The following is a 20,950-nucleotide window of genomic DNA, read 5'->3' as shown; positions in this document are numbered from 1 at the left end:
TACCTACTCTTTTGCTGCTTTTTACGTTTAGCGCTTGTAACAATAAAGATTTAAATGAAGATATAGAAGGTCCCACCATCGGTACCGAGACTGGCACCAATACCGAAGATTTAGATTTAGGAGAATTACCAGAAATACTTTTTGATGTGCAATTGCCTAGTATGTCCAATACAAAAGCCTACACCATTGATGTCAACCAATGGGACATCCCCAATAATAGCACCAACGCCATTAAAACCACGACTAACTTACAGGCAGCCATAGATTGGGCGCATACCGAAGGTTATACCCGTATCACATTACCAGAGGGGCATTATTTGGTGGGTGAAGATGTAAACGATGCCTACCAAGGCGGTATTGAGATTCATGGTAATACCGAGTTTGTATTTAGTGCAGGCGCTGTTCTAGAAATTGCAACCAATGATAAATGGAACTATTGCGTTCTAAAATTGAATGGTGACCATATAATCGTTAGAGATGGTGTTATTAAGGGCGACCGCGATACGCATAGTTACACACCTCGTAGTGATGGCGGCACGGCGCATGATGAAGGCCATGGTATTTGCGTGTGGGGAAATAATAATGTGCTCATTGATAACATGCAAATATATGATGCAACTGGCGATGGCTCTTTAGTGCTGGATTCTAATGATGTGACGTTTACAAACAATACCATATACAACAACAGGCGTCAAGGGATCTCTATAGTGGGCGGTGTGCGTATTAAAATTGCTGATAATGAAATCCATCATATCAATGGCACGAGTCCGCAATTCGGAATTGACATTGAAGGCCCGGGGCGTGTGGATGAAGATATTTTGATCCATAACAATTACTTTCATCATAATAAAGGTGGTGATATTGTAAACGCTACAGGCGAGGGTGTCTATATTTTAGATAACACCATGGAACAGGGTTCAGGGAATACCTATATAGATGGGCCTATAGTCAGTTGGCATAAAACCCACAATATCATAGCAAAAAACACCGTAACCATGACTTCAGGTTCGGTAAATGGACGATTAGGCTATATACAGTATTCCAGCGGAGGCGATAAAGGACATAGTAAAATAACCTATGTACATGAAAATGTATTTAATAATTGTGGGATGTACATGTACAAGAGTTCGGATGCCGATGTACGCCGCAACAAGTTTCTTGGGTACTTTGTAGCATTTAGTGATTTTAAGAATGTGACGTTGGTAGATAACTTGGTGACGTATTCGGACGCACATCCTGAACTAAGATTTTGCTGGTCGTATCGTTTTAAAAATGCTACGGGTTACGCTAGTGGAAACTATTTAGGAGATTCCTTGGAAGATTTACCACTATCTACAAGTACGCCCTACACCATGCAATGCGTGCTAGATGGTTGGTAAGATGTTTATGAGTTGATAAACCTTGAACCTGAAAATTAAAGTTATGAGTTATGAGTTGAGAGCACAAAAAAACAGAACCCAGCTCATCAGTTCGATTTTCGAAGCATGAGAAAATTGTATCGAGAACTTTGTCAGTTTGAGTGCGCAAATCGTAAATCTAAAATCGTAAATCGTTAATCGTTAATCTTCGTTGATTTGTTTATGAGTTGAAAAACCTAGAACCCAAAACCCTGAACCCTGAACCCAAAACCTTGAACCCATCACCCTAATTTATTGTTCGTAAACAGGCAAGTCTTTGGTCAGTTTAATATCCTTGGTCGCCACATACATATCGCCTTCTTTCTCTAACCTCAACATGCTTTGTACCGCTTTGGCACGACATGCCAACGTCAGGTCCGGTATCAATGGATCGTCATTAAAAAAGAAGGAAGCCAAATCATATTCAGCCTTTCCTGGTTCTTTAATCACACGGTGGATTTGCTTTAACTCTTTGGTGTGTAAATATTTACCCGGCATAAAGGTATAAAAGGTGTAACGACCATCGGCATCGGTTTTTATCCAAGCGCGGTGGTACACATAGCGGTGTCGGTTGCTATCCCTTTTAATTTCATAATTCCCATCCTCATCGGGTTGGTAAATAAAAAGCACCACATCCTTAGCAGGTGTTTTGCCATCAGCATGAAAAATAGTCCCCGATATTTTAAGTTTATTGGGCTTGGTATCGAAATCCGGAACTGTTGCCGTATTTGTTAATTCCTTTTCAGAAAAATTATAAATGGGGTTTTGTTTCTTATGGTTTTGAGGAACATCGTCTAAAATACTCGCAAATTCCTGTGCATTAAGTGTTTGAAACGCGCTTACTAGAATAATAAAACAAAAACAGGTTATTAGATTTTTCATGGGTGTGGTATCATTTAATCGGTTCAAAACTAAATAATTATACAAGTGCCACCTAAAAAATCATGTGAACTATAAAAATTCTCGTTAAAATGTCAAAATATCGACGAACTGCTTAGTGCTTACTCCTTAATCGGCATGACTACACCAGAATATCTAATGATATTTCGAGACATCCCATTCACTGACATATCGCTATTTAATTTAGGATTTAGCCGGATAAAAACATTAAAGTTTTCGGAGTTGCTTTTAGCTTCAAAGCTTATCGTATAGCTATGATCGTCGTTTTGTACCGCCTTATAGTTTTCAACCAAACCTTTAAACTCTATGGCACTATCGCCACCACCATAGGCTACCTGCATTTGGCGTTCGCCATAATAAGGCAAATAGGACGTGATACTGTCTCCAGAAATACGTAAAAAGTTAGAATTCCCTATTAAATTAATACCACCTGCGGCACTACCAGGTTGTAACAAGCCTGAACTTAACACTTGTTGCATGGCGTTAGTGACCTGTGGATATGCCCAATCGGACTCAATGCGGAATTGTTTGTTTGTTACCATCGAATGCAAAGCATCTATCTCTGTCTGACTTGCAGTAGATTTGGACGACTTACAAGATGTGGTCGCTATGATGAACAACCCTATAAGTAAATAAATGGATTTCATTGTTGAATCGTTGAATTGTTGAATCGTTGAATTGACTACGACCTATTTTATTAATCGTTAATCACTAACCATCATGCTCTAAGATACTAAATACTTATAAATCTGGCTAATAACAAAACGTTAAAAAGTTTTGATTATCCTGATATTGATTGTTGTTTATTTGTTGAATCGTTGAATTGTTGATTCGTTTATTTGTTGAATCGTTGAATTGTTTAATCGTTGAATTGACTACTGCCTATTTTGTTTATCATTAATCATTAATCACTAATCATTAATCAATTAGCAGTTCCCCTGTCAGACTGAGCGCAGTCGAAGTCCTATTGCCGAGAACTTCCTTCATATAGCTTCGACAGGCTCAGCTTGACAAACTTGTTCCATAAAACCAATTTGATAACTATATATTTTTTGTTATTTATTCGTTGAATTGACTGCTGAATATTTTGTTAATCACTAATCACGAATCACGAATCACGAATCTATTTCAACAAAGCATCAATTGCCTTTATCCAATCTTCCAAAGCAGTTTCATTGGTGTTTAAAGCAAAACTCCCATTGCCATAAGGTTCGTAAACCTCTGGTCTTGTCACCGAAAAGAACCCCACTGTTGGTGTTAGCGACGCACTAGCTAAATGCATAACACCATTATCGGCAGCAATAAACACCGACGTATTTTTTATAATAGCCCCCATTTCGCGGATATCTTTACTGTAAAAATGAGGCGCTTTAAAGTTGATTTTTGAAATGTTCTCAATAGGCAACATTTCTATTATATTATAAATAGGAAAGGCCTCTTGTAAACGGGCATAAAAGGCCTCCCACCATGTTTCGGAATAGCATTTATCGCCCGTGGCATTGGTGTAAATACAAATGGTTTTTTTGTCGTTTTTAACAATACCATCTAAAATGTCCTTGCCCTTGGCTAATTCAGCGGCACTCAGTTTTATGTCCAACACAGGCACCGGACGCTCGTTGTTGGGAACCCCCAGTTTTGTTAGATAGTGGCGTAAATTATAAATGGGGGATTTTGAAATATGCTTATGATCGGGGTACTGCTTTTGGATGGCTTCATTAACATCACCAAAAACTTTAAATGGTGCGTTGGCAATTAAAGTCAACAAACGTCCTGAAGATGAGTTTTTATCACCGTTAATGACTAAATCGTACTTTTTGCTTTTAATGGATACCCACACACCAGCATACTTTAATAAATTACTGAAAGGTTTTCTGGGTAATTGAATGATCTTGTTAATATGCTTGTAGTTTTCAAACACTGGGTACGCAACACCGCCTTTTACGAACAAGTCGATTTTGCAATCGGGAAAGGTGTTTATGACCTCCTGTACCAATGGCGTTAGCAGTAATTGATTGCCTAACCTGTGATTAGGGCGGATTATCAATACTTTTTTAATGTCTATTACTTGTCCTGGTTTGATGGTTGGCTCTGCATAAGAACTGCCAACACTTTTGGTTATTCGATGCATGAATCGTCTTCTTACTCGATTGATGCTTTGTTTAAACCCCATAGTTCACTTTGAATTTAACTGGTTTTTTAAGGCTCGCAAATTACAAATTTTAATGCTTAATTTATGGGTACATGATAAAAATGAAGTGTGTCACATTGAGGTGTCATTTTTATTCTAAAAAAAGCAATGTAAAATGACGTTTAGTTTGTCAGACTGAACTTGTTGAAGTCCTATTACCGACATAGTTGTTTATTGTTGAACCGTTTAATTGTTGAATCGTTAACAACCATCAACTAATGACTAATGGCTAATGACTAATGGCTAATGGCTACTACAAGCTCAGACTGACATAGGCGGGCATTATTGGCTATGACTATTTACTATTGACGGCTCCTTATATTGCTTAATTTTATTAATCACTAATCACTAATCACTAATCACTAATCACTTTCACTGCTTTAATCGGCCTTTATACCACACATTTAAAACCAAGCCACTTATAATTAAAACCATACCAAACAAACTCCAGAAGGTATAGACCTCATTAAATAAAGCGACGCCTAGCAATAATGAAAAAACAACTTCTACATACTTTAAAGGCGCAATAATAGTGGTTGATGCCGTTTGGAAGGCTTTCGTCATGTAAATCTGCCCAAAATAACCAAAGACCCCAAGGCTAAGCAGCAAAGGCCATTCCACACCCGTTGGTGTGACCCAATGCCCTATGGAAAGCACGCCACCCAAAACCATGGCGGTAAACATAAAATAGTTAACCACCACCACGGGGTGCTCGCTCTGCCCTATTTTGTTAATTATGATATAAACCAAACCACTCAATATGGCTGCAGTTAAAACCAACAATAAACCAAAGGAGTCGATCTGACTATCAAGGCCTTTTAAAACCAAAACCCCTATAAAGGAGACGATAAAAAACACCCATTGTACAAGTTTAACCCGTTCCTTAAGAATAAAAATGGCGAAAATGGCAGCAAAAATAGGCGCTGTATAACGTAATGACACGGCGGTACCAACCGATAAATACTTCACGGACATGAAGAATAATATCATAGAAGTAGCGCCTGTTAACGACCTTAATATTAAGAGTTTATTTTTATTGCCAATAAATGGTATTTTGTTTTTTATAAGGTATCCGAAGGTGAAAAAGAGTGAGCCCAACGACCTGAAAAACACGATTTGAAAGGTGTTCACATTGCCTAGGTACTTCACTACGGCATTCATACACGCAAACGCCATGGTACTTAAAATCATGAATTTTATAGCCTGCTTAACGTCCATATAACCGCGGTCTGATGATACGTTTTGAGTTTATAAAATACACCCCTGTTAACAAAATAATAGCAGCAACTATGGATTGTTCTGTGATCTGTTCGTCTAAAATATACCAGCCTAAAATTAGAGCAATGACGGGATTCACATATGCCGATGTAGAGACTTTTTCAGTAGAAACTTCCTTAAGCAAGTAATTAAAGGCGGTAAACGCGATAACACTTCCAAATATGATAAGAAGCACCATAGACCCTTGTGCAGAAGGACTCCAATGTACAGGAGACAACCACACTTCGCCAAGCGACAAACTAATTATAGAAAGCAGTATGCCGGAACTCAGCATTTGGTAAGCCGTATTTACGAAGTAATTGGGAGCTAATTCGGCTCTTGCTACAAACAAGCTGCCCCAACTCCAACTAATCACGCAGGTAAATATCATGATGATCCCTATTAAACTATGCTCTTGAAAGACGATTTGGTCTTGGCTTACCAATAGGTACATCCCAATAACACCTAGTGCAATACCTATTATGGACTTTCTTTGGATTTTCTTCCCATCGACCATACGCATCATCACTAAAACCATTAATGGTTGAATGGAGGCTTCCAACGCACCAAATCCGCTATCCACATATTTAAGAGCCCATACAAACATCCCATTGCCATACACAAGGAATAAAAAACCCGCAAATACATTGTTTAAAAATTGCTGCTTGCTAATGGCTAATTGAAGCTTCATGGCTTTGGCAATACTGAACATAAGAATAGATGCTACAGTAAAACGAATGGACGCCAAATATAATGGTGCTACTTCCGTAACCACAATTTTATTAAGCAAATAGGTAGAACCCCAAATAACATAAATGGCAATAAAAGCCAATAGAATGAGTATAGTTTTACGAGGTACACTCATAAATTCTTAAAATATACTATATGATGATGAAATCTGTTAAATCTTTTTTACCCGAACCGCATTCATACCTTTTTGGCCGCGTTCCAGTTCGTAAGATACCCGATCGTTTTCCTTAATAGGTTCTAACAGACCACTTACGTGCACGAAATATTTTTCTTGATTGATACTGTCAAGAATAAATCCGAAGCCTTTTGAGGTGTCAAAAAATGATACTTTACCTTCTTTTCCTGTTGGTTCCTCTTCGCCTCTATCTTCTTTCTTTGGAATCCCCAGTTCAATACTTTCAGCATCTACCTTAACTTTTAAATTAGGGTCTGGTGGCGTATCGGTTAAATTACCATTATAATCTACATAAGCAAACTGAATACCCTGTGGGTTATCTTTTGCCTCTGCTTTACGAGCCTCTTTTTTCTTTTGCTTATCTTCTCGTTTTTTTAAGCGCTTCTTTTCTTTTTCAATCTTGTTAAAAGTTACTTGTGATTTTGCCATTGTTTATGTTAACAGGTTTAAATTAATTATATGATTATTTCTTTTATTTGAATATTCAAAGCCTTTTGAATATCGTGTATTTTATGTAATTCCCCAGGGATTATCAATGCTATGGAATGCCCTTTCTTTCCTGCGCGTGCCGTTCTGCCACTGCGGTGTGTGTAATATTCTAATTGTTCTGGAAGTTGGTGGTGAATAACAAATGATAAATTATCGACATCAATACCTCTTGCAGATACATCGGTAGAAATTAGAATCTGTAACGAACCATTTTTAAAAGCACGCATGGCCTTATCGCGTTCCTTTTGTTGCATATCGCCTTCCAATGCACCTACTGAAAAGCCTTCGTCTTGCAATTTTTCGGTTAAATCTTTAGTGCCAGCCTTTGTTCTGCAAAAAATAATACCACGTTCGTCCTTTCTTCTACCTAACAATGTTACTAAGATATTGAATTTTTCTTTAATATTTGTTGAAATATACTGATGGGTGATGTTGGCGTTTACCAAATCCGCTTTATTTACTTCTACCCTAACCGCTTTTGGTGACATATAGGTTTTAATAATCCGCTGAATTTCCTCAGGCATGGTTGCAGAAAATAACCATGTTTGGCGTTGGCCTGTGTTATATTTGAGTATTTTATTTAAATCTTCTTTAAAACCCATACTCAGCATTTCGTCAGCTTCATCCAACACGAGGGTTTTAACATGTTTAATGTTAACGTGGTCGCGCTCTATTAAATCCAATAAACGTCCCGGGGTTGCAATAACAATATGGGTAGTTCTTCTTAAGGCTGAAATTTGTTTGTCTATCTTTTCACCTCCGTAAACACCCTCTGCAAATATGTTGTCTTCGGAATATTTGGTGAACTTGAAAAGCTGCTTCTTTATTTGCTGAACCAATTCGCGTGTCGGCGCTAATATCAACGCTTGCACATGGTTAACGGACGTGTCTATGTGATGCAGGATCGGTAAGCCATACGCAGCCGTTTTACCAGTGCCAGTTTGAGCTAATCCTATAAAATCGGTTGGAGCTTCTAATAGTACAGGGATGGTTTGTTCCTGTATATCGGTTGGGGTTTTTATATCTAATTCCTTAAGAGCTTTTATAAAGTCCTTGTGAACCCCTAAATCTGAAAATGTTGGCATACTTATTTTTACGATTTTGCAAAGATACGCCTTATTTTAAGGATGGGGTAATTATATGGTGGTTATTATTGTTGTTGTTTAGTAGTGGAGGAGTTTAGTAGTGGAGGAGTGTAGGGGTTTAGGAGTTTAGGAGTTGCGTTTAAAAAGATACTGTATATGTAAAATAATGAAAGAATCGAAAGCACTTTTAGCAATACACACTTCCTTTTTGAGGAGTTAAGTAGTGAAGTAGTTAGGAGTTGAGGGGTTTAAGAGGTGGGTAATTGAGCTATTATTTTTTCACTTCCATTTCAATAAACTCATAATTCATAACTCAACAACCATCTAATCTTCTAAGGAATATCCATGAATGCTTTCAAAAATATCTTGTATAAAGTACCTAGAGTGTCTAACAGTATCTAAAGCGCCTAAAGTTGTTAAAGTCATGAGTTGTTCAAGGTGGACTCCTCAACTACTCAACTACTTAACTCCTTAACTACTTCACTACTTCACTCCTCCACTAATCCTCTGGCAGATACCCATGAATACTCTCAAAAACAGCGTCGAAATTGGCACGTAAATAAGAGTTTAGTTTTTTTCTGTAATCATCCTTTAGCCATTCAACAAAATTAAAAGTGCTCTTGCTGATGCATTTGGTATAACGCTGAATTCTAAAATCAATATCATCACCCAGCATTTTAGCCAAGCCTAAAGCATCGTACACATCTTCGCTATTCTCTATACAGATTTTGGCATGCTGCTCGATGGAACGCTCTAAAACCACTTTTGAAGTTTCGCCATTTCTAATGGAATCCACATAGGTTTTTTGAATATCGAAATACACTTCTTTTGATTTTGAAAACTCAGCACGCAATTCATCGGGCATTTCATACCTAAAGTTGCTTTCAAGGTCTTCATCACTTAAAATGGAATCCAAATAATAATTGGGTGATCTAAAGATGCGTTGCCAATCTAGATTATCGCCCCAAGGTCCGAAACGGTGAAAGTTGTTTCCTAAATCGATAACGCTAAAAGTCTTTTTGTTTTTTAAGATACGGGAACCACGACCAATCATTTGGTAATAAAGGGTTAACGATTTGGTCGCACGGTTTAAAATAATACTGTCTACGGTTGGCTCATCGAAGCCAGTGGTTAAAATACTCACCGATGTTAATATGGCATCTGGTGTTTTCTTAAACCATTTAAGAATCATGGCACGCTCTTTTTTGCTGTTGGTATTGTCAAGATGCGCTACAGGATACCCAGCCCTTCTAAAGGTATCGTAAACGTGTAAAGACGTATTGATACCATTATTGAAAATCAGGGTTTTTTTGCCTTTAGAACGTTCTTCGTAAGCATGTAATAGCTTGGTAAGCATATCGTTATCCGTATACAGGTCTTCCGATGATTTAACTGTGTAATCACCGTTCGCACCAACCACCAACGAGGTTAAACCTACGTTATAGGTAAACATTTCGGCGCGTGCCAAAAACCCGTTTGCAATAAGCGATTCGATGCTTTCCCCAACAATCAACTCATCGTAATTATCGGTCATAGGTAATTCGATACTCGAACTTAGTGGTGTTGCGGTAACCCCTAAAATGAACGACTGACTGAAAAACTTAAATAATTTGGTAAATGAATTGTAATGTGCCTCATCAATGATAACCAAACCGATATCGGAAATATCCAGTTTATCGTCGTTTAGCCTGTTATTTAAGGTTTCAACCATAGCAACAAAGCAACTGTAATTGCCTTGATCGCTTAAATCGGCTTTACTATCAATGACCTTGTTTACAACTTCAAACTCGGTAAGCATGTTCGAAGTCTGCTTGCACAACTCGATACGGTGCGTCATGACCAATACCTTCTTTTTGTGGTGTTTAAGGTACTGTCTTACAATTTCTGAAAATATAACCGTTTTACCCCCACCTGTTGGTAATTGGTACAGCAAATGGTAATCATCAGGAGATTCCTCAAAAGCTTTAAAAATTTTATTGATAGCTCCCTTTTGGTAGCTGTATAAATCCTTACCCGCTTTTCTTTCTTCTAATTCTGTTTTTGATATAGACATCGTATCTCTTAATATAAGGCGTGCAAAAATAACACCTTTAAAGGGTTTATGACGAATGATTGCTATAAAATTTCACATGAATTTTAATTTTAAACAGATTCTTATAAAAAAACAGTGTCAAATAGCCTACAAGACTTTTTCTAAAAAAGTAATTTATATATTTGGGCTTAATTTTTTTGAATATGCAAATCAACGATAAATCTGAAGCAAAAGAATATTTAGCCGATTCACGACGCTATGAAACCATGAGCTACAATAGAGCCGGAAAAAGCGGTGCGCTTCTACCTGCCCTATCACTTGGTTTATGGCATAATTTCGGATTTGTTGATAACATCCAAAACGGCAGAGCGGTCTTAAGATGCGCTTTCGATTTGGGGATTACCCATTTTGATTTAGCGAATAATTATGGCCCTCCGTATGGTTCTGCGGAAGAAAACTTTGGAACCATCTTCAAAAAGGATTTCAAAAATTATAGAGATGAATTGTTTATAGCCAGTAAAGCAGGTTACGATATGTGGCCCGGCCCTTATGGCAATTGGGGTTCCAGAAAATATTTAATATCGAGTTTGGACCAAAGTCTGAAACGCATGGGCTTAGACTATGTGGATATTTTTTACCACCACAGACCAGACCCCGATACACCTTTAGAGGAAACTATGGGCGCATTGGCAGATATGGTACGTCAAGGAAAAGCCTTGTATGTGGGTATTTCCAATTACCAACCTAAAGACACCCAAGAAGCTGCCGCTATTTTAAAGCGTTTAAATGTACCATTTATACTGCACCAAGCACGTTATTCAATGTTTGATAGATGGGTTGAAGATGGTCTTTTAAATACTTTAGAGCAAAATGGCGTGGGATGCATCGCCTTTTCACCATTGGCGCAAGGTATGCTGACTGATAAATACTTAAAAGGCATCCCTACAGATTCCAGGGCCGCTAGGGATTTAACCTATTTGAATGTCGATACCGTAACCAGTAACTTGGAGAAAGTGCAATTATTGGACGCTATCGCACAAGAGCGTGGTCAAAAACTATCACAAATGGCCATTGCTTGGATTTTAAGACAGCCACAGGTTGCATCGGTTTTAATCGGCGCCAGTTCTGCCAATCAATTAAAGGAAAATGTAAAAGCGTTGGATAACTTGGTTTTTACTGAGGATGAATTGCGGTTGATTGATAAGATAGTTTATTGAGAAGCTATTCTTTCACGATAATAATAGTGACTTTTACATTTGCAGATAACGCCCATATTTTTCCAGTAATAATATTTTTCCACTTATCTATAATTCTATATTCAGCAGTATTTGGAAGTACTGCACCTTCATTAATTGCATAAAATTCAATTTTGTTAAGTCCTTCTTTTAACTTTAACCTAAAACCATTAAAATTTTGAGTCAAACCTTCTTGAGATCTTATGATGTCATCATCCACTAAAATTCTTAAAAAATCTCCATCAACTTGTCCGTAGTCTCTATATGAAATGTCTATGTATTCTGATTTTGTTCTGTAATCCCCCCAGTATGCATCTTCTTTTAAACCAGCATATTCTCCATTTCCTTCTGGTTTCAATTCTTCCTCTATTTTATCCAGTTGCTTTTGGTAAAGTTCGCCCGGATTCCCGAATTTTTCACTAAACAATGAAAACTTTTTTTTAGGTGTTTCTACGCCCGTTGATAAATTGGGTACATTTAAACTTCCAAAAGTAGTATTGTTTGTGTTATTGGGTTGTGAAGGTGTTATCTTAGGGGTATCATCGGTTTCCTTTTTACTTTCAACCGCAGGAATAGCTGTAGATTTATTGTTACTATCTATTTGGGAGTTAGCAAAAAACGTTACCGTGAATAACATAAAAAATGATAAAAATAACTTCATCAGTTTTATAAAATAGTTTTGGGTTTATACTAATTAATGGCTCAATTATTATCAAAGATATTTTTTTATCTTAAAAACACCTTTATAAGCCACTATATTTTACAATCATTTAACAAAAACCGTTCCGTTCTCTATTGTTTATTTCTTATTGGTTATTGTTTATTGTCCTGTTAACGTATGGCTACTGCTAAGCTCGGCTTAATGACGGCAAGAGTAAGCGTACAATTTTCTATTGTCTATCCTCTATTGTCTATTGTCTATCCTCTATCCTCTATCACTCTTAAAATCCTAGTAGTATAATACTTATGGTATTGTTTTTGTGAGGCATTCATGACATTAACATCTAAATCCATACACATGAGACATTCAAAATTAATGCCCGAAGTAAATGCAGGTTCTATGGCAGACATTGCATTTTTATTACTCATCTTCTTTTTGGTTACTGCGACCATTTCTTCAGACGAAGGAATTAGTCGGGTGATGCCCGAAGCCTGTCCTCCAGGAATCGATTGTACAAACCCTGTTAACGAACGGAATATTTTGCGGATTGTCATTAATAATGATGATGAGATCATGGTTGAAGACAACATCGTTTCTATTGAAGCCTTAAAAGACCTGACCAAAAACTTTATAGACAATAATGGCGATGGTAGTTGTAGCTATTGTGCGGGCGAGCAATCCTTGGATGCATCAAACAATCCGAAAGCAGCTGTTGTTTCTTTACAAAACGGCCCACAGACCTCTTACAAGCAATTCGTTGCTGTGCAAAACGAGCTGACAAAAGCCTATTACGAACTAAGAAACACATATTCTGAAAACATACTCAAAAAGCCTTCAGGTAACTTATCGAATGAAGAAATAAAAAAAGTTAGGGAAGCCTATCCTTTTACGCTTATAGAAGCTGAAACGAAATAATACGCCATAATAAAAGCAATAAATAACAGAAGCTATATTTAAGTAAAATTAATTATAGCTTTTTTCTTGTGTTATGATATAATGCAAAATTACAAACTTCATAGCAGCTTATCCTCTACTTGTCAATCCCTAAATAAAGTTGACCGTTTTTAAATTAGTTTTCATTATTAAAAATAGTGATATTTGGTTTACCCACTGCCTACTGTCTACTGTCTACTGCCTACTGCTTACTGTTTACTGCTTACTGTTTACGTCTACTGTTTACTGTCTACTGTTTACTGTCTACTGTCTACTGTTTACTGTCTACTGTTTACTGTCTACTGTTTACTGTCTACTGTTTACTGTTTACTGCCTTATTAATACTATCAATAGGTTTCAATACGCCATAGGAAATGGAGACCTTTTTTCTGCCCCATTGTTTTGCTGCTTTGACATCGACCCCCATATAAATATCAATTTTGTTTTTCCAACGTGGGTGCATACGGTCTTTTACAAAAAAGATACTGTCAAATCCTTTTATTTTTACGGGCGTATTGTGTTTTAAGCCTTTTCGGTACAAATCCCTGGAAACGGCTATATAATTCAGTCCAGGTTTTAAACTATCGCCAAATGCGGTAATATGAGGATTGGAATCGGTTTGGTTTTTCAATGAATTATATGCCGATGCCGTAACTTTAAGTTCATGCCAAGTGTAATTTTCTTCAAAAGGTATTTTTGCTTTTTTACAACTTAGCAAAAAAAGCAAAAAAAAGATTATGGATATCTTTTTGTACATACGGCCATTTTAGATTTTAAAGATACAAATTAGCTGCGAATCCGAGTATAGCAATAAAAAAAGAGAGACTGAAGCTCTCTTTTTTTTAAGAAATTTTAATTTGTTTCACAGGTTTTCTCTTGGCTTCTTCTCTTTTTGGGAGATGGATTTTTAAAATACCATCTGTATAATCTGCTGAAATCTTATCTGCGTTTACAGAATCTGGAATGGTAAATGTTCTTTTAAATGAAGAATATCCAAATTCTCTACGGGTGTAGTTTTCATTGTTTTCGTTGTTTTCTGTTTTTGATTCCACACCTATGGATAACACATTGTTATCGATATTGATTTCAAAATCAGATTTTTTAAGCCCGGGAACCGCCATGTCTATTACAAATTCATTGTCTGAATTAATAACATTTACTGCTGGCAAAGTGATGCCTGTATTAAAGTTAGACATAAATTCGGTTCCTAACCCTTTACCAAGTATATCATCAAACCAAGATGGCAAACTTGGTAGTAAATTAAAATTAGATTCTGCTGACTTTCTACCGTCTTTTTTTACTGTTGGAATTAAAGTACTCATAATTAAATATTTTAAGTTAAACAATAATTTTACAACCCTAAAAACAAATAAAATGCCAATCGAAATAAACTGAAAAAATTTCAGAAAAACTGACACTTTTTCATATTAAAACGCATTTAATCAGTCATTTAATCAATAAAGCGTTTAATATTTAATGAGTTCGTTTAATGCCATGTCAAATCTATTCTTAGGTAAATATTGGGCTTCTAATTGTGCCGCAAAAGGAACAGGTGTTTCTATACTTCCAACACGTTTTACGGGGGCATCCAAATACTCAAAACAGTGTTCCATTATTAAAGCGGAAATATCGCTTGCAATGCCACCAAACAAAGTGTCTTCGTGTAAAATAATGGCTTTTCCTGTTTTCTTGACTGACGCATAAATAGTTTCGGTATCTAAGGGTTGAAGCGTGCGTAAATCGATAACATCTGCTTGAATATGGGCATTCGTGTCCAGCGTTTCCAAAACCCAATGTACCGCGGCGCCATAGCTTATAATGCTAACATCGTTGCCTTCTCGAATTAACGATGCTTTTCCAAAAGGCAAAGTATAATAATCGGTTGGCACTTCTTGACGAATGCTTCTGTACAAAGCTTTATGCTCAAAAAACAATACGGGATTGGGATCGTTAATAGCGGTGTTTAATAAGCCCTTTGCGTCATAGGGAAACGCTGGATATACCACCTTTAAACCAGGTGTTTTGGTAAACCAAGCTTCATTTGTTTGTGAGTGAAACGGACCTGCTGCAACGCCACCGCCACAGGGCATTCTTAAAACCACATGGGCATTTTGCCCCCAACGGTAATGTGATTTAGACAAATAATTCACCACAGGATTGAAACCAGAAGAAACAAAATCGGCAAATTGCATTTCAACCACGCTTTTCATTCCTGCAATGGATAGCCCCATAGCGGCTTCAATAATTGCCGATTCACAAATAGGTGTATTTCGCACCCGTTCTTTTCCAAATTGTTCTACAAAACCTTCGGTTATTTTAAAAGCACCACCGTATTCGGCAATATCTTGACCCATAAGAATTAAGTCTTGATGACGTGCCATGCTTTGTTTTAAACTTTCGGAAATGGCATCAATAAATCGAATCTCTTTGGCTTCTGAATTGTTTGTAATTTCTTGATATTCAAATTTTTGATATACATCATTTAATTCAATAGTTTCATCAGGAACAATGACTTCTTCCGCAAAAGCGCTATTTAAATGTTCATTAATTTCATTTAAAAAAGCGTTCTTTATTGCTGCTTCATCGATTTCGGTTAAAATACCTTTTGCCTTCAAAAATGTTTCAAAATTTGCAACAGGGTCTTTTAAAGCCCAAGCATCCATCAACTCCTGTGGTACGTACTTAGTGCCGCTCGCCTCTTCGTGCCCACGCATTCTAAAAGTTTTGAATTCCAGCAAAACGGGTCTGGGGTTGTTGCGGACGCTGTTGGCAATATCGCTAACTTTTGTATAAACTTCTACAATATTGTTACCATCAATAATATGTGATTCCATGCCATAACCAATGCCTTTGTCAGCAATGTGTTGGCAGTTATACTGTTCATTTGTGGGTGTTGAGAGTCCGTAGCCATTATTCTCTACACAAAACAAAACCGGTAATTGCCATACCGAAGCGACGTTTAAGGCTTCATGAAAATCGCCCTCACTCGTGCCACCTTCACCTGTAAAAACAGCCGTAACTTGATTGGTATTCTTTAATTTTGAAGCTAAAGCAATCCCATCGGCAACGCCTAATTGGGGACCTAAATGGGAAATCATCCCCACAATTTTATATGCCTGGGTTCCAAAATGAAACGACCTGTCCCTACCTTTTGTAAAGCCCGAAGCTTTACCTTGCCATTGTGCAAACAACCTATATAATGGTATGTTTCGAGCAGTAAACACTCCTAAATTCCTGTGCATGGGTAGGATATATTCCTCACTGTTTAAAGCTAAGGTGACACCAACAGCAATAGCTTCTTGTCCAATCCCAGAAAACCATTTGCTTATTTTTCCTTGGCGTAATAAAACGAGCATCTTTTCCTCTATCAATCTGGGTTTTAAAATAGCTTTGTACAAATCCAATAATATATTGGTATCAAGATGATCCGTATTGAAAATGATATTATTTGAAGCAGATGTATGACTCATAAATTTAGATATTGAACTCATCTTGACTTTTTTTAATTGACCGCAAAAGGATCTTTTTACCCCATATTTCACCTTTTTTACTCCGTAGCGCAGCTATGAAGTGCTAAAAAGCTAAAATCTGGAAAAGGACGGAGCGTATAAAATAACCCTGTGGGTTATTTTAGCGAACGAGCCAGCTTGCGCAGAGGGCATTTTCGCTTCAATCAAAAAAAGTCAGAACGGGTTCGTTTAATAGAACCAAATATACCATAAAAAGACCAATTGATTTATAAAGTAATCTGAATGATATTGCGTAAATCTTTACAATGTTTTTGTACATTTGTTATAGAACAAATTAAACAATTCCTCATGAATGTGATACCAAGTGTCGATTTAAGTGATTTTATATCGGGAGACGCTGTTAGAAAACAAAAATTTGTAGATGCCATAGGGAAAGCCTATGAAGACATTGGGTTTGTAGCACTAAAAGGCCATTTTTTAAATGATGCCTTAGTCGATACCTTATATAGTGAAGTAAAGAATTTTTTCAATTTACCTATTGAAACCAAACAGAAATATGAAATCCCAGGTATTGGTGGCCAACGTGGCTATGTGTCGTTTGGAAAAGAGAGTGCAAAGGGCAAAAAAGAAGGCGATTTAAAGGAGTTCTGGCACTTTGGGCAGTATGTTGAGGACAACCCTAAACTAGAAGCAGACTATCCTGCAAACGTCATCGTTGAGGAACTCCCTGAATTTAATAAAGTAGGCAAGGAAGCTTATAAAATGCTTGAGAAAACAGCCAAATATGTTTTACGTGCATTGGCTTTACATCTAGGTTTGGAAGAAACCTATTTTGATGATTACATACATAATGGCAATTCGATATTAAGACCCATACATTACCCTCCAATCACCGAAGAGCCTAAAGAAGCGGTTCGTGCAGCAGCCCATGGTGATATCAATTTAATTACCTTACTCATGGGGGCGCAAGGTCGTGGCTTGCAGGTGCAAAACCATAAAGGGGAATGGATTGATGCCATTGCAGAACCCGATGAATTGATGATCAACGTTGGCGATATGCTATCGAGGCACACGAACAACAAACTGAAATCTACCATACACCGTGTTATCAATCCGCCTCGCGAACTTTGGGGTACGTCGCGTTACTCCATTCCATTTTTCATGCACCCCATAAGCGCTATGAAATTGGATGTTTTAGAAGGTTGTATAGATGAGACTCATCCGAAAGCTTTTGATGATATTACAGCGGGTGAATTTTTGAATGAGCGTTTGATAGAACTGGGGTTAATTAAAAAATAAAACCTCTAACAAATTTTCTGCCGACTAAAACTGAAAACTGTTAACTAATTACGATGGATTTACAAGATCAATTAAAAAACCTGTTCCCAGATCACATCCAGGAAGAATCTATAGAGGATTCTGAAAGCACATCAAAAATATGGATGCAAGATGATCCTATTATTTGTAAATACGAAAAACGCAAAGGCAAACCCATTACTATTTTAGAGGGTTACACCGGCGCTACCGAAGACTTTAAAATTTTAGCAAAAGAAATAAAAACCAAACTAAGTGTTGGTGGTAGTTTTAAAGACGATAAAATTATTATTCAAGGCGACTATCGTGATAAAATCATGAAAATGCTAAAAGACAAAGGATTTAACGTAAAACGTGTTGGCGGCTAATTTATGAACAAGCTCCCGCTTCATATTTCCAATGGTTCCGTTTTAACCAACCGCCTCAATGAGCTAAATGTTGAAGGGGAGATACTTACTTGGCAAGAAATGCTTTGTGAAGGTCCCACTGTAGAACAGGTGTATTCAGATGAATTTTTAAAGCTTAGAAAAGACTTTTTCAGTACTTTTTATGATATTGATTTAGTAACATCTGAAATCAAACAGGAGTTAGATAAGCTGAACCATTCAGAAAATTATTCAGAAATAATCCTGTGGTTTGAATACGATTTGTTTTGCCACATCAACATGATCGCTGTTATAAGCCTGATTCAACAAAAAAAGATCAAACTACCACTCTATTTGGTTTGCAGCGGTAAAGTAGAAAGAAACAAAAATTTAAAAGGTTTAGCAGAACTTAATGCTGGTGAGTTATTAAAGCATTATATGGATAAAGTCAAATTGCTGCCAGAAGATATTGATATAGCGACTACAGCGTGGAGTATTTACTGCGGTAAAGACCATAATTTGCTTAAGCCTTTTATTGTAAAAAAGTCGTCTTTCAAGTATTTAAGTAATTGCCTAAAAGCGCATTTGGAGCGATTTCCCGAAACCAAGGACGGGCTCAATGTTATGGAACGCAATATTTTGGAAATCGTTAAAAACACTGCCATAAAATCCAAACACCATCTATTGGGCTATGCGCTTAATTACCAAGGATATTACGGCTATGGTGATTTACAGGTTTCTAGAATTATAGAAAAACTAAGCATCTTTTTTACAGAAGAAGAAGAAAACCGTATCAAATTAAACAGAAAGGGACATGAAGCATTGCTTGGACAACATAATTTTGCTAAAGAAATTAATAACAATATGGTGTTTGGCGGCATTAGTAAGTTCGATTTTCAATTCAATAAGAAAGAAAACAAATTAATAAAAACCGTTTATAATGTCAGTTAAAGCTTCAGAACTTATATTAAATCCAAATGGTAGTGTTTACCATTTAAACTTAAAGCCTGAACATATTGCCAAAACCATCATTTTTGTGGGCGACCAAAACAGGGTTGAGCAAGTTTCAAAACACTTTGACAACATAGAGTTCAAAATACAAAAACGCGAGTTTAAAACCCATACAGGAACTTTTAAAGGCAACCGTATTTCGGTGATATCAACGGGTATCGGACCAGATAATATTGATATTGTTTTAAACGAATTAGACGCCCTTTTCAATATCGACCTTAAAACAAGAACCCAAAAAGAAATTCTTACCAGTCTTAATATTATTAGAATTGGTACGTCGGGCTCTTTGCAAAAAGACATCCCTGTTGATTCTTTTCTTTTAAGTACGCATGCTCTAGATCTTAACGGCATGCTGCATGCGTATCAAATAAACGGCATAAGCAATCCTGATATTGAAGACGCTTTTATTAAGCACTGCCATTGGCATAAAAACAAATCACGCCCCATTGTTATTAATAATAGCAAACTGTTAGAGCGTAAATTAGAAAGCGATACAGTTTTTAAAGGTCTAACAGCAACAGCAGGTGGTTTTTATGGCCCTCAAGGACGGGTATTACGATTGCCTTTACAGGATGCCGATTTAAATAACAAGATGGATAGCTTCAATTTTAAAGGCATTCGCATTACAAACCTAGAAATGGAAACTTCTGCTATTTATGGGCTATCAAAACTTTTAGGGCATCATGCCCTATCGTTAAATGCCATTATTGCTAATAGAGCCCATGGTACTTTTAGTGAGAATCCATTAAAATCCGTAGAAAATCTCATAACTTATACCCTGAATAAAATCTTTTAATAAACCATTCATTTCATGAAGCAAGTAACTATTGGTGGCGTACCTGAACATTTTAATTTGGCTTGGTATTTAACTTTAAAAAACGGTGAATATAAAGACGAGGGGATCCATTTACGTTGGCAAGATTGTCCAGAAGGCACGGGTGCTATGTGTAAAGCTCTCCGTAATAAAGACATCGATATTGCTGTAATACTTACTGAAGGAATTATTAAAGACATTATAGACGGAAACCCTAGCAAAATAGTACAAACTTTTGTGCAAACACCTTTAAATTGGGGGATTCATGTTGGTAAAAATGCACCATATAAGACCATTGAAGATTTAAAAGGAACAAAAGCGGCCATAAGCAGATATGGTTCGGGGTCGCATTTAATGGCCTATATTAATGCTGAAAATAATGGTTGGGATTTAAAAAAACACTTGGATTTTGAAGTCGTTAACGATTTAAACGGTGCTATTAAAGGCTTAACCAACGGTACTGCCGATTATTTTATGTGGGAGAAATACACCACCAAACCACTGGTCGATAATGGCACGTTTAGAAGTATAGGCAACTGCCCAACACCGTGGCCTTGTTTTGTAATAGCTGTTAGGGAAGATTTTATTGAATCTAACAAAGAAGATTTAAAAACCATTTTAAGAATTATAAATAATACCACTTTAGAATTTAAGGACATACCGAGCATAGACCGAACCATTGCAAATCGTTACGGACAACAATTACAAGATGTGCAAGAATGGTTAGGTATTACCGAATGGTCCCAAAGTTTAATCGACAAAACAACTGTTGCCACTATTCAAAAGGAATTACATGTATTAAATATTATTCCTGAAATTGTTTCTTATGAAAAACTGACTTATAAACTTTAGGGAAATGTTAATGTTTAACAAA

The 20,950-nt window shown here is 36.8% G+C and carries 20 protein-coding genes; 8 read left to right on the top strand and 12 right to left on the bottom strand.

Annotated features, from left to right (window positions below):
- Positions 1–11 precede the first annotated feature (11 nt).
- Positions 12–1,379: a right-handed parallel beta-helix repeat-containing protein gene (locus ACGLWY_RS05575; protein ID WP_396618687.1), complete on the top strand. Its 1,368-nt coding sequence runs from the start codon at positions 12–14 to the stop codon at positions 1,377–1,379.
- A 270-nt stretch (positions 1,380–1,649) separates the two neighbouring features.
- Here the strand turns inward: ACGLWY_RS05575 and ACGLWY_RS05570 are convergent, their stop codons facing one another.
- From ACGLWY_RS05570 to ACGLWY_RS05535, 8 genes are all read right to left on the bottom strand, one after another.
- Positions 1,650–2,279, bottom strand: a complete 630-nt coding sequence (locus tag ACGLWY_RS05570; protein ID WP_396618686.1) for a hypothetical protein — start codon at positions 2,277–2,279, stop codon at positions 1,650–1,652.
- A gap of 119 nt (positions 2,280–2,398) precedes the next feature.
- Complete coding sequence (locus tag ACGLWY_RS05565) at positions 2,399–2,944, bottom strand: DUF4251 domain-containing protein (RefSeq protein ID WP_396618685.1); 546 nt, start codon at positions 2,942–2,944, stop codon at positions 2,399–2,401.
- A 476-nt stretch (positions 2,945–3,420) separates the two neighbouring features.
- Entirely contained in the window at positions 3,421–4,425 is a 1,005-nt protein-coding gene (locus ACGLWY_RS05560; RefSeq protein ID WP_396618684.1) for a glycosyltransferase family 9 protein, read from the bottom strand.
- A 432-nt stretch (positions 4,426–4,857) separates the two neighbouring features.
- Positions 4,858–5,703 (bottom strand): DMT family transporter, encoded by an 846-nt coding sequence (locus tag ACGLWY_RS05555; protein ID WP_396618683.1) that lies wholly within the window; start codon positions 5,701–5,703, stop codon positions 4,858–4,860.
- Complete coding sequence (locus ACGLWY_RS05550; protein ID WP_396618682.1) at positions 5,693–6,607, bottom strand: DMT family transporter; 915 nt, start codon at positions 6,605–6,607, stop codon at positions 5,693–5,695. Before ACGLWY_RS05550 ends, ACGLWY_RS05555 begins: the two co-directional genes overlap by 11 nt.
- Before the next feature lie 36 nt (positions 6,608–6,643).
- Positions 6,644–7,096: a cold-shock protein gene (locus tag ACGLWY_RS05545; RefSeq protein ID WP_117177581.1), complete on the bottom strand. Its 453-nt coding sequence runs from the start codon at positions 7,094–7,096 to the stop codon at positions 6,644–6,646.
- A gap of 26 nt (positions 7,097–7,122) precedes the next feature.
- Positions 7,123–8,241, bottom strand: a complete 1,119-nt coding sequence (locus tag ACGLWY_RS05540) for a DEAD/DEAH box helicase (protein WP_396618681.1) — start codon at positions 8,239–8,241, stop codon at positions 7,123–7,125.
- Positions 8,242–8,740: 499 nt separating this feature from the next.
- Entirely contained in the window at positions 8,741–10,294 is a 1,554-nt protein-coding gene (locus ACGLWY_RS05535; protein WP_396618680.1) for a DEAD/DEAH box helicase, read from the bottom strand.
- A 182-nt stretch (positions 10,295–10,476) separates the two neighbouring features.
- Here ACGLWY_RS05535 and mgrA point away from each other — a divergent pair, with 182 nt between their 5' ends.
- A complete protein-coding gene (mgrA, locus tag ACGLWY_RS05530) occupies positions 10,477–11,490 on the top strand; it encodes an L-glyceraldehyde 3-phosphate reductase (RefSeq protein WP_396618679.1) in 1,014 nt (337 codons plus the stop codon).
- A gap of 4 nt (positions 11,491–11,494) precedes the next feature.
- Here mgrA and ACGLWY_RS05525 read toward each other — a convergent pair whose 3' ends face one another.
- Positions 11,495–12,169, bottom strand: a complete 675-nt coding sequence (locus ACGLWY_RS05525; protein WP_396618678.1) for a hypothetical protein — start codon at positions 12,167–12,169, stop codon at positions 11,495–11,497.
- A gap of 357 nt (positions 12,170–12,526) precedes the next feature.
- On the opposite strand from ACGLWY_RS05525, the gene ACGLWY_RS05520 reads away from it, so the two are divergent.
- Positions 12,527–13,084: an ExbD/TolR family protein gene (locus tag ACGLWY_RS05520; RefSeq protein WP_396618677.1), complete on the top strand. Its 558-nt coding sequence runs from the start codon at positions 12,527–12,529 to the stop codon at positions 13,082–13,084.
- A gap of 331 nt (positions 13,085–13,415) precedes the next feature.
- Here ACGLWY_RS05520 and ACGLWY_RS05515 read toward each other — a convergent pair whose 3' ends face one another.
- From ACGLWY_RS05515 to ACGLWY_RS05505, 3 genes are all read right to left on the bottom strand, one after another.
- Positions 13,416–13,859 (bottom strand): 3D domain-containing protein, encoded by a 444-nt coding sequence (locus ACGLWY_RS05515; RefSeq protein ID WP_396618676.1) that lies wholly within the window; start codon positions 13,857–13,859, stop codon positions 13,416–13,418.
- Between the two features lie 85 nt (positions 13,860–13,944).
- The gene (locus ACGLWY_RS05510) at positions 13,945–14,424 is read right to left on the bottom strand and encodes an Hsp20/alpha crystallin family protein (protein ID WP_396618675.1); all 480 of its coding nucleotides are present in this window, start codon (positions 14,422–14,424) and stop codon (positions 13,945–13,947) included.
- 144 nt (positions 14,425–14,568) lie between these two features.
- On the bottom strand, positions 14,569–16,572 hold the full coding sequence (locus ACGLWY_RS05505) for a thiamine pyrophosphate-dependent enzyme (RefSeq protein WP_396619262.1): 2,004 nt from the start codon (positions 16,570–16,572) through the stop codon (positions 14,569–14,571).
- 348 nt (positions 16,573–16,920) lie between these two features.
- Between ACGLWY_RS05505 and ACGLWY_RS05500 the strand changes: the two genes are divergently transcribed.
- From ACGLWY_RS05500 to ACGLWY_RS05480, 5 genes are read left to right on the top strand one after another with little or no spacing between them, the layout of a single operon-like run.
- Positions 16,921–17,871, top strand: coding sequence for an isopenicillin N synthase family dioxygenase (locus tag ACGLWY_RS05500; protein WP_396618674.1), 951 nt, complete (start codon positions 16,921–16,923; stop codon positions 17,869–17,871).
- Between the two features lie 53 nt (positions 17,872–17,924).
- Positions 17,925–18,254, top strand: coding sequence for a translation initiation factor (locus ACGLWY_RS05495; RefSeq protein ID WP_396618673.1), 330 nt, complete (start codon positions 17,925–17,927; stop codon positions 18,252–18,254).
- Positions 18,255–18,257: 3 nt separating this feature from the next.
- Positions 18,258–19,202 carry a DUF1835 domain-containing protein gene (locus tag ACGLWY_RS05490; RefSeq protein WP_396618672.1) on the top strand — a complete coding sequence of 315 codons (945 nt, stop codon included), beginning with the start codon at positions 18,258–18,260 and terminating at the stop codon, positions 19,200–19,202.
- Positions 19,192–20,058, top strand: a complete 867-nt coding sequence (locus ACGLWY_RS05485; protein ID WP_396618671.1) for a nucleoside phosphorylase — start codon at positions 19,192–19,194, stop codon at positions 20,056–20,058. Before ACGLWY_RS05490 ends, ACGLWY_RS05485 begins: the two co-directional genes overlap by 11 nt.
- Before the next feature lie 15 nt (positions 20,059–20,073).
- Positions 20,074–20,928 (top strand): substrate-binding domain-containing protein, encoded by an 855-nt coding sequence (locus ACGLWY_RS05480; protein WP_396618670.1) that lies wholly within the window; start codon positions 20,074–20,076, stop codon positions 20,926–20,928.
- Positions 20,929–20,950: the final 22 nt, after the last annotated feature.

This window comes from Mariniflexile sp. HMF6888, assembly GCF_044335535.1.
In the GTDB taxonomy this organism is placed as follows: domain Bacteria; phylum Bacteroidota; class Bacteroidia; order Flavobacteriales; family Flavobacteriaceae; genus Mariniflexile.
This window is presented reverse-complemented; position numbering and strand designations above follow the sequence as displayed.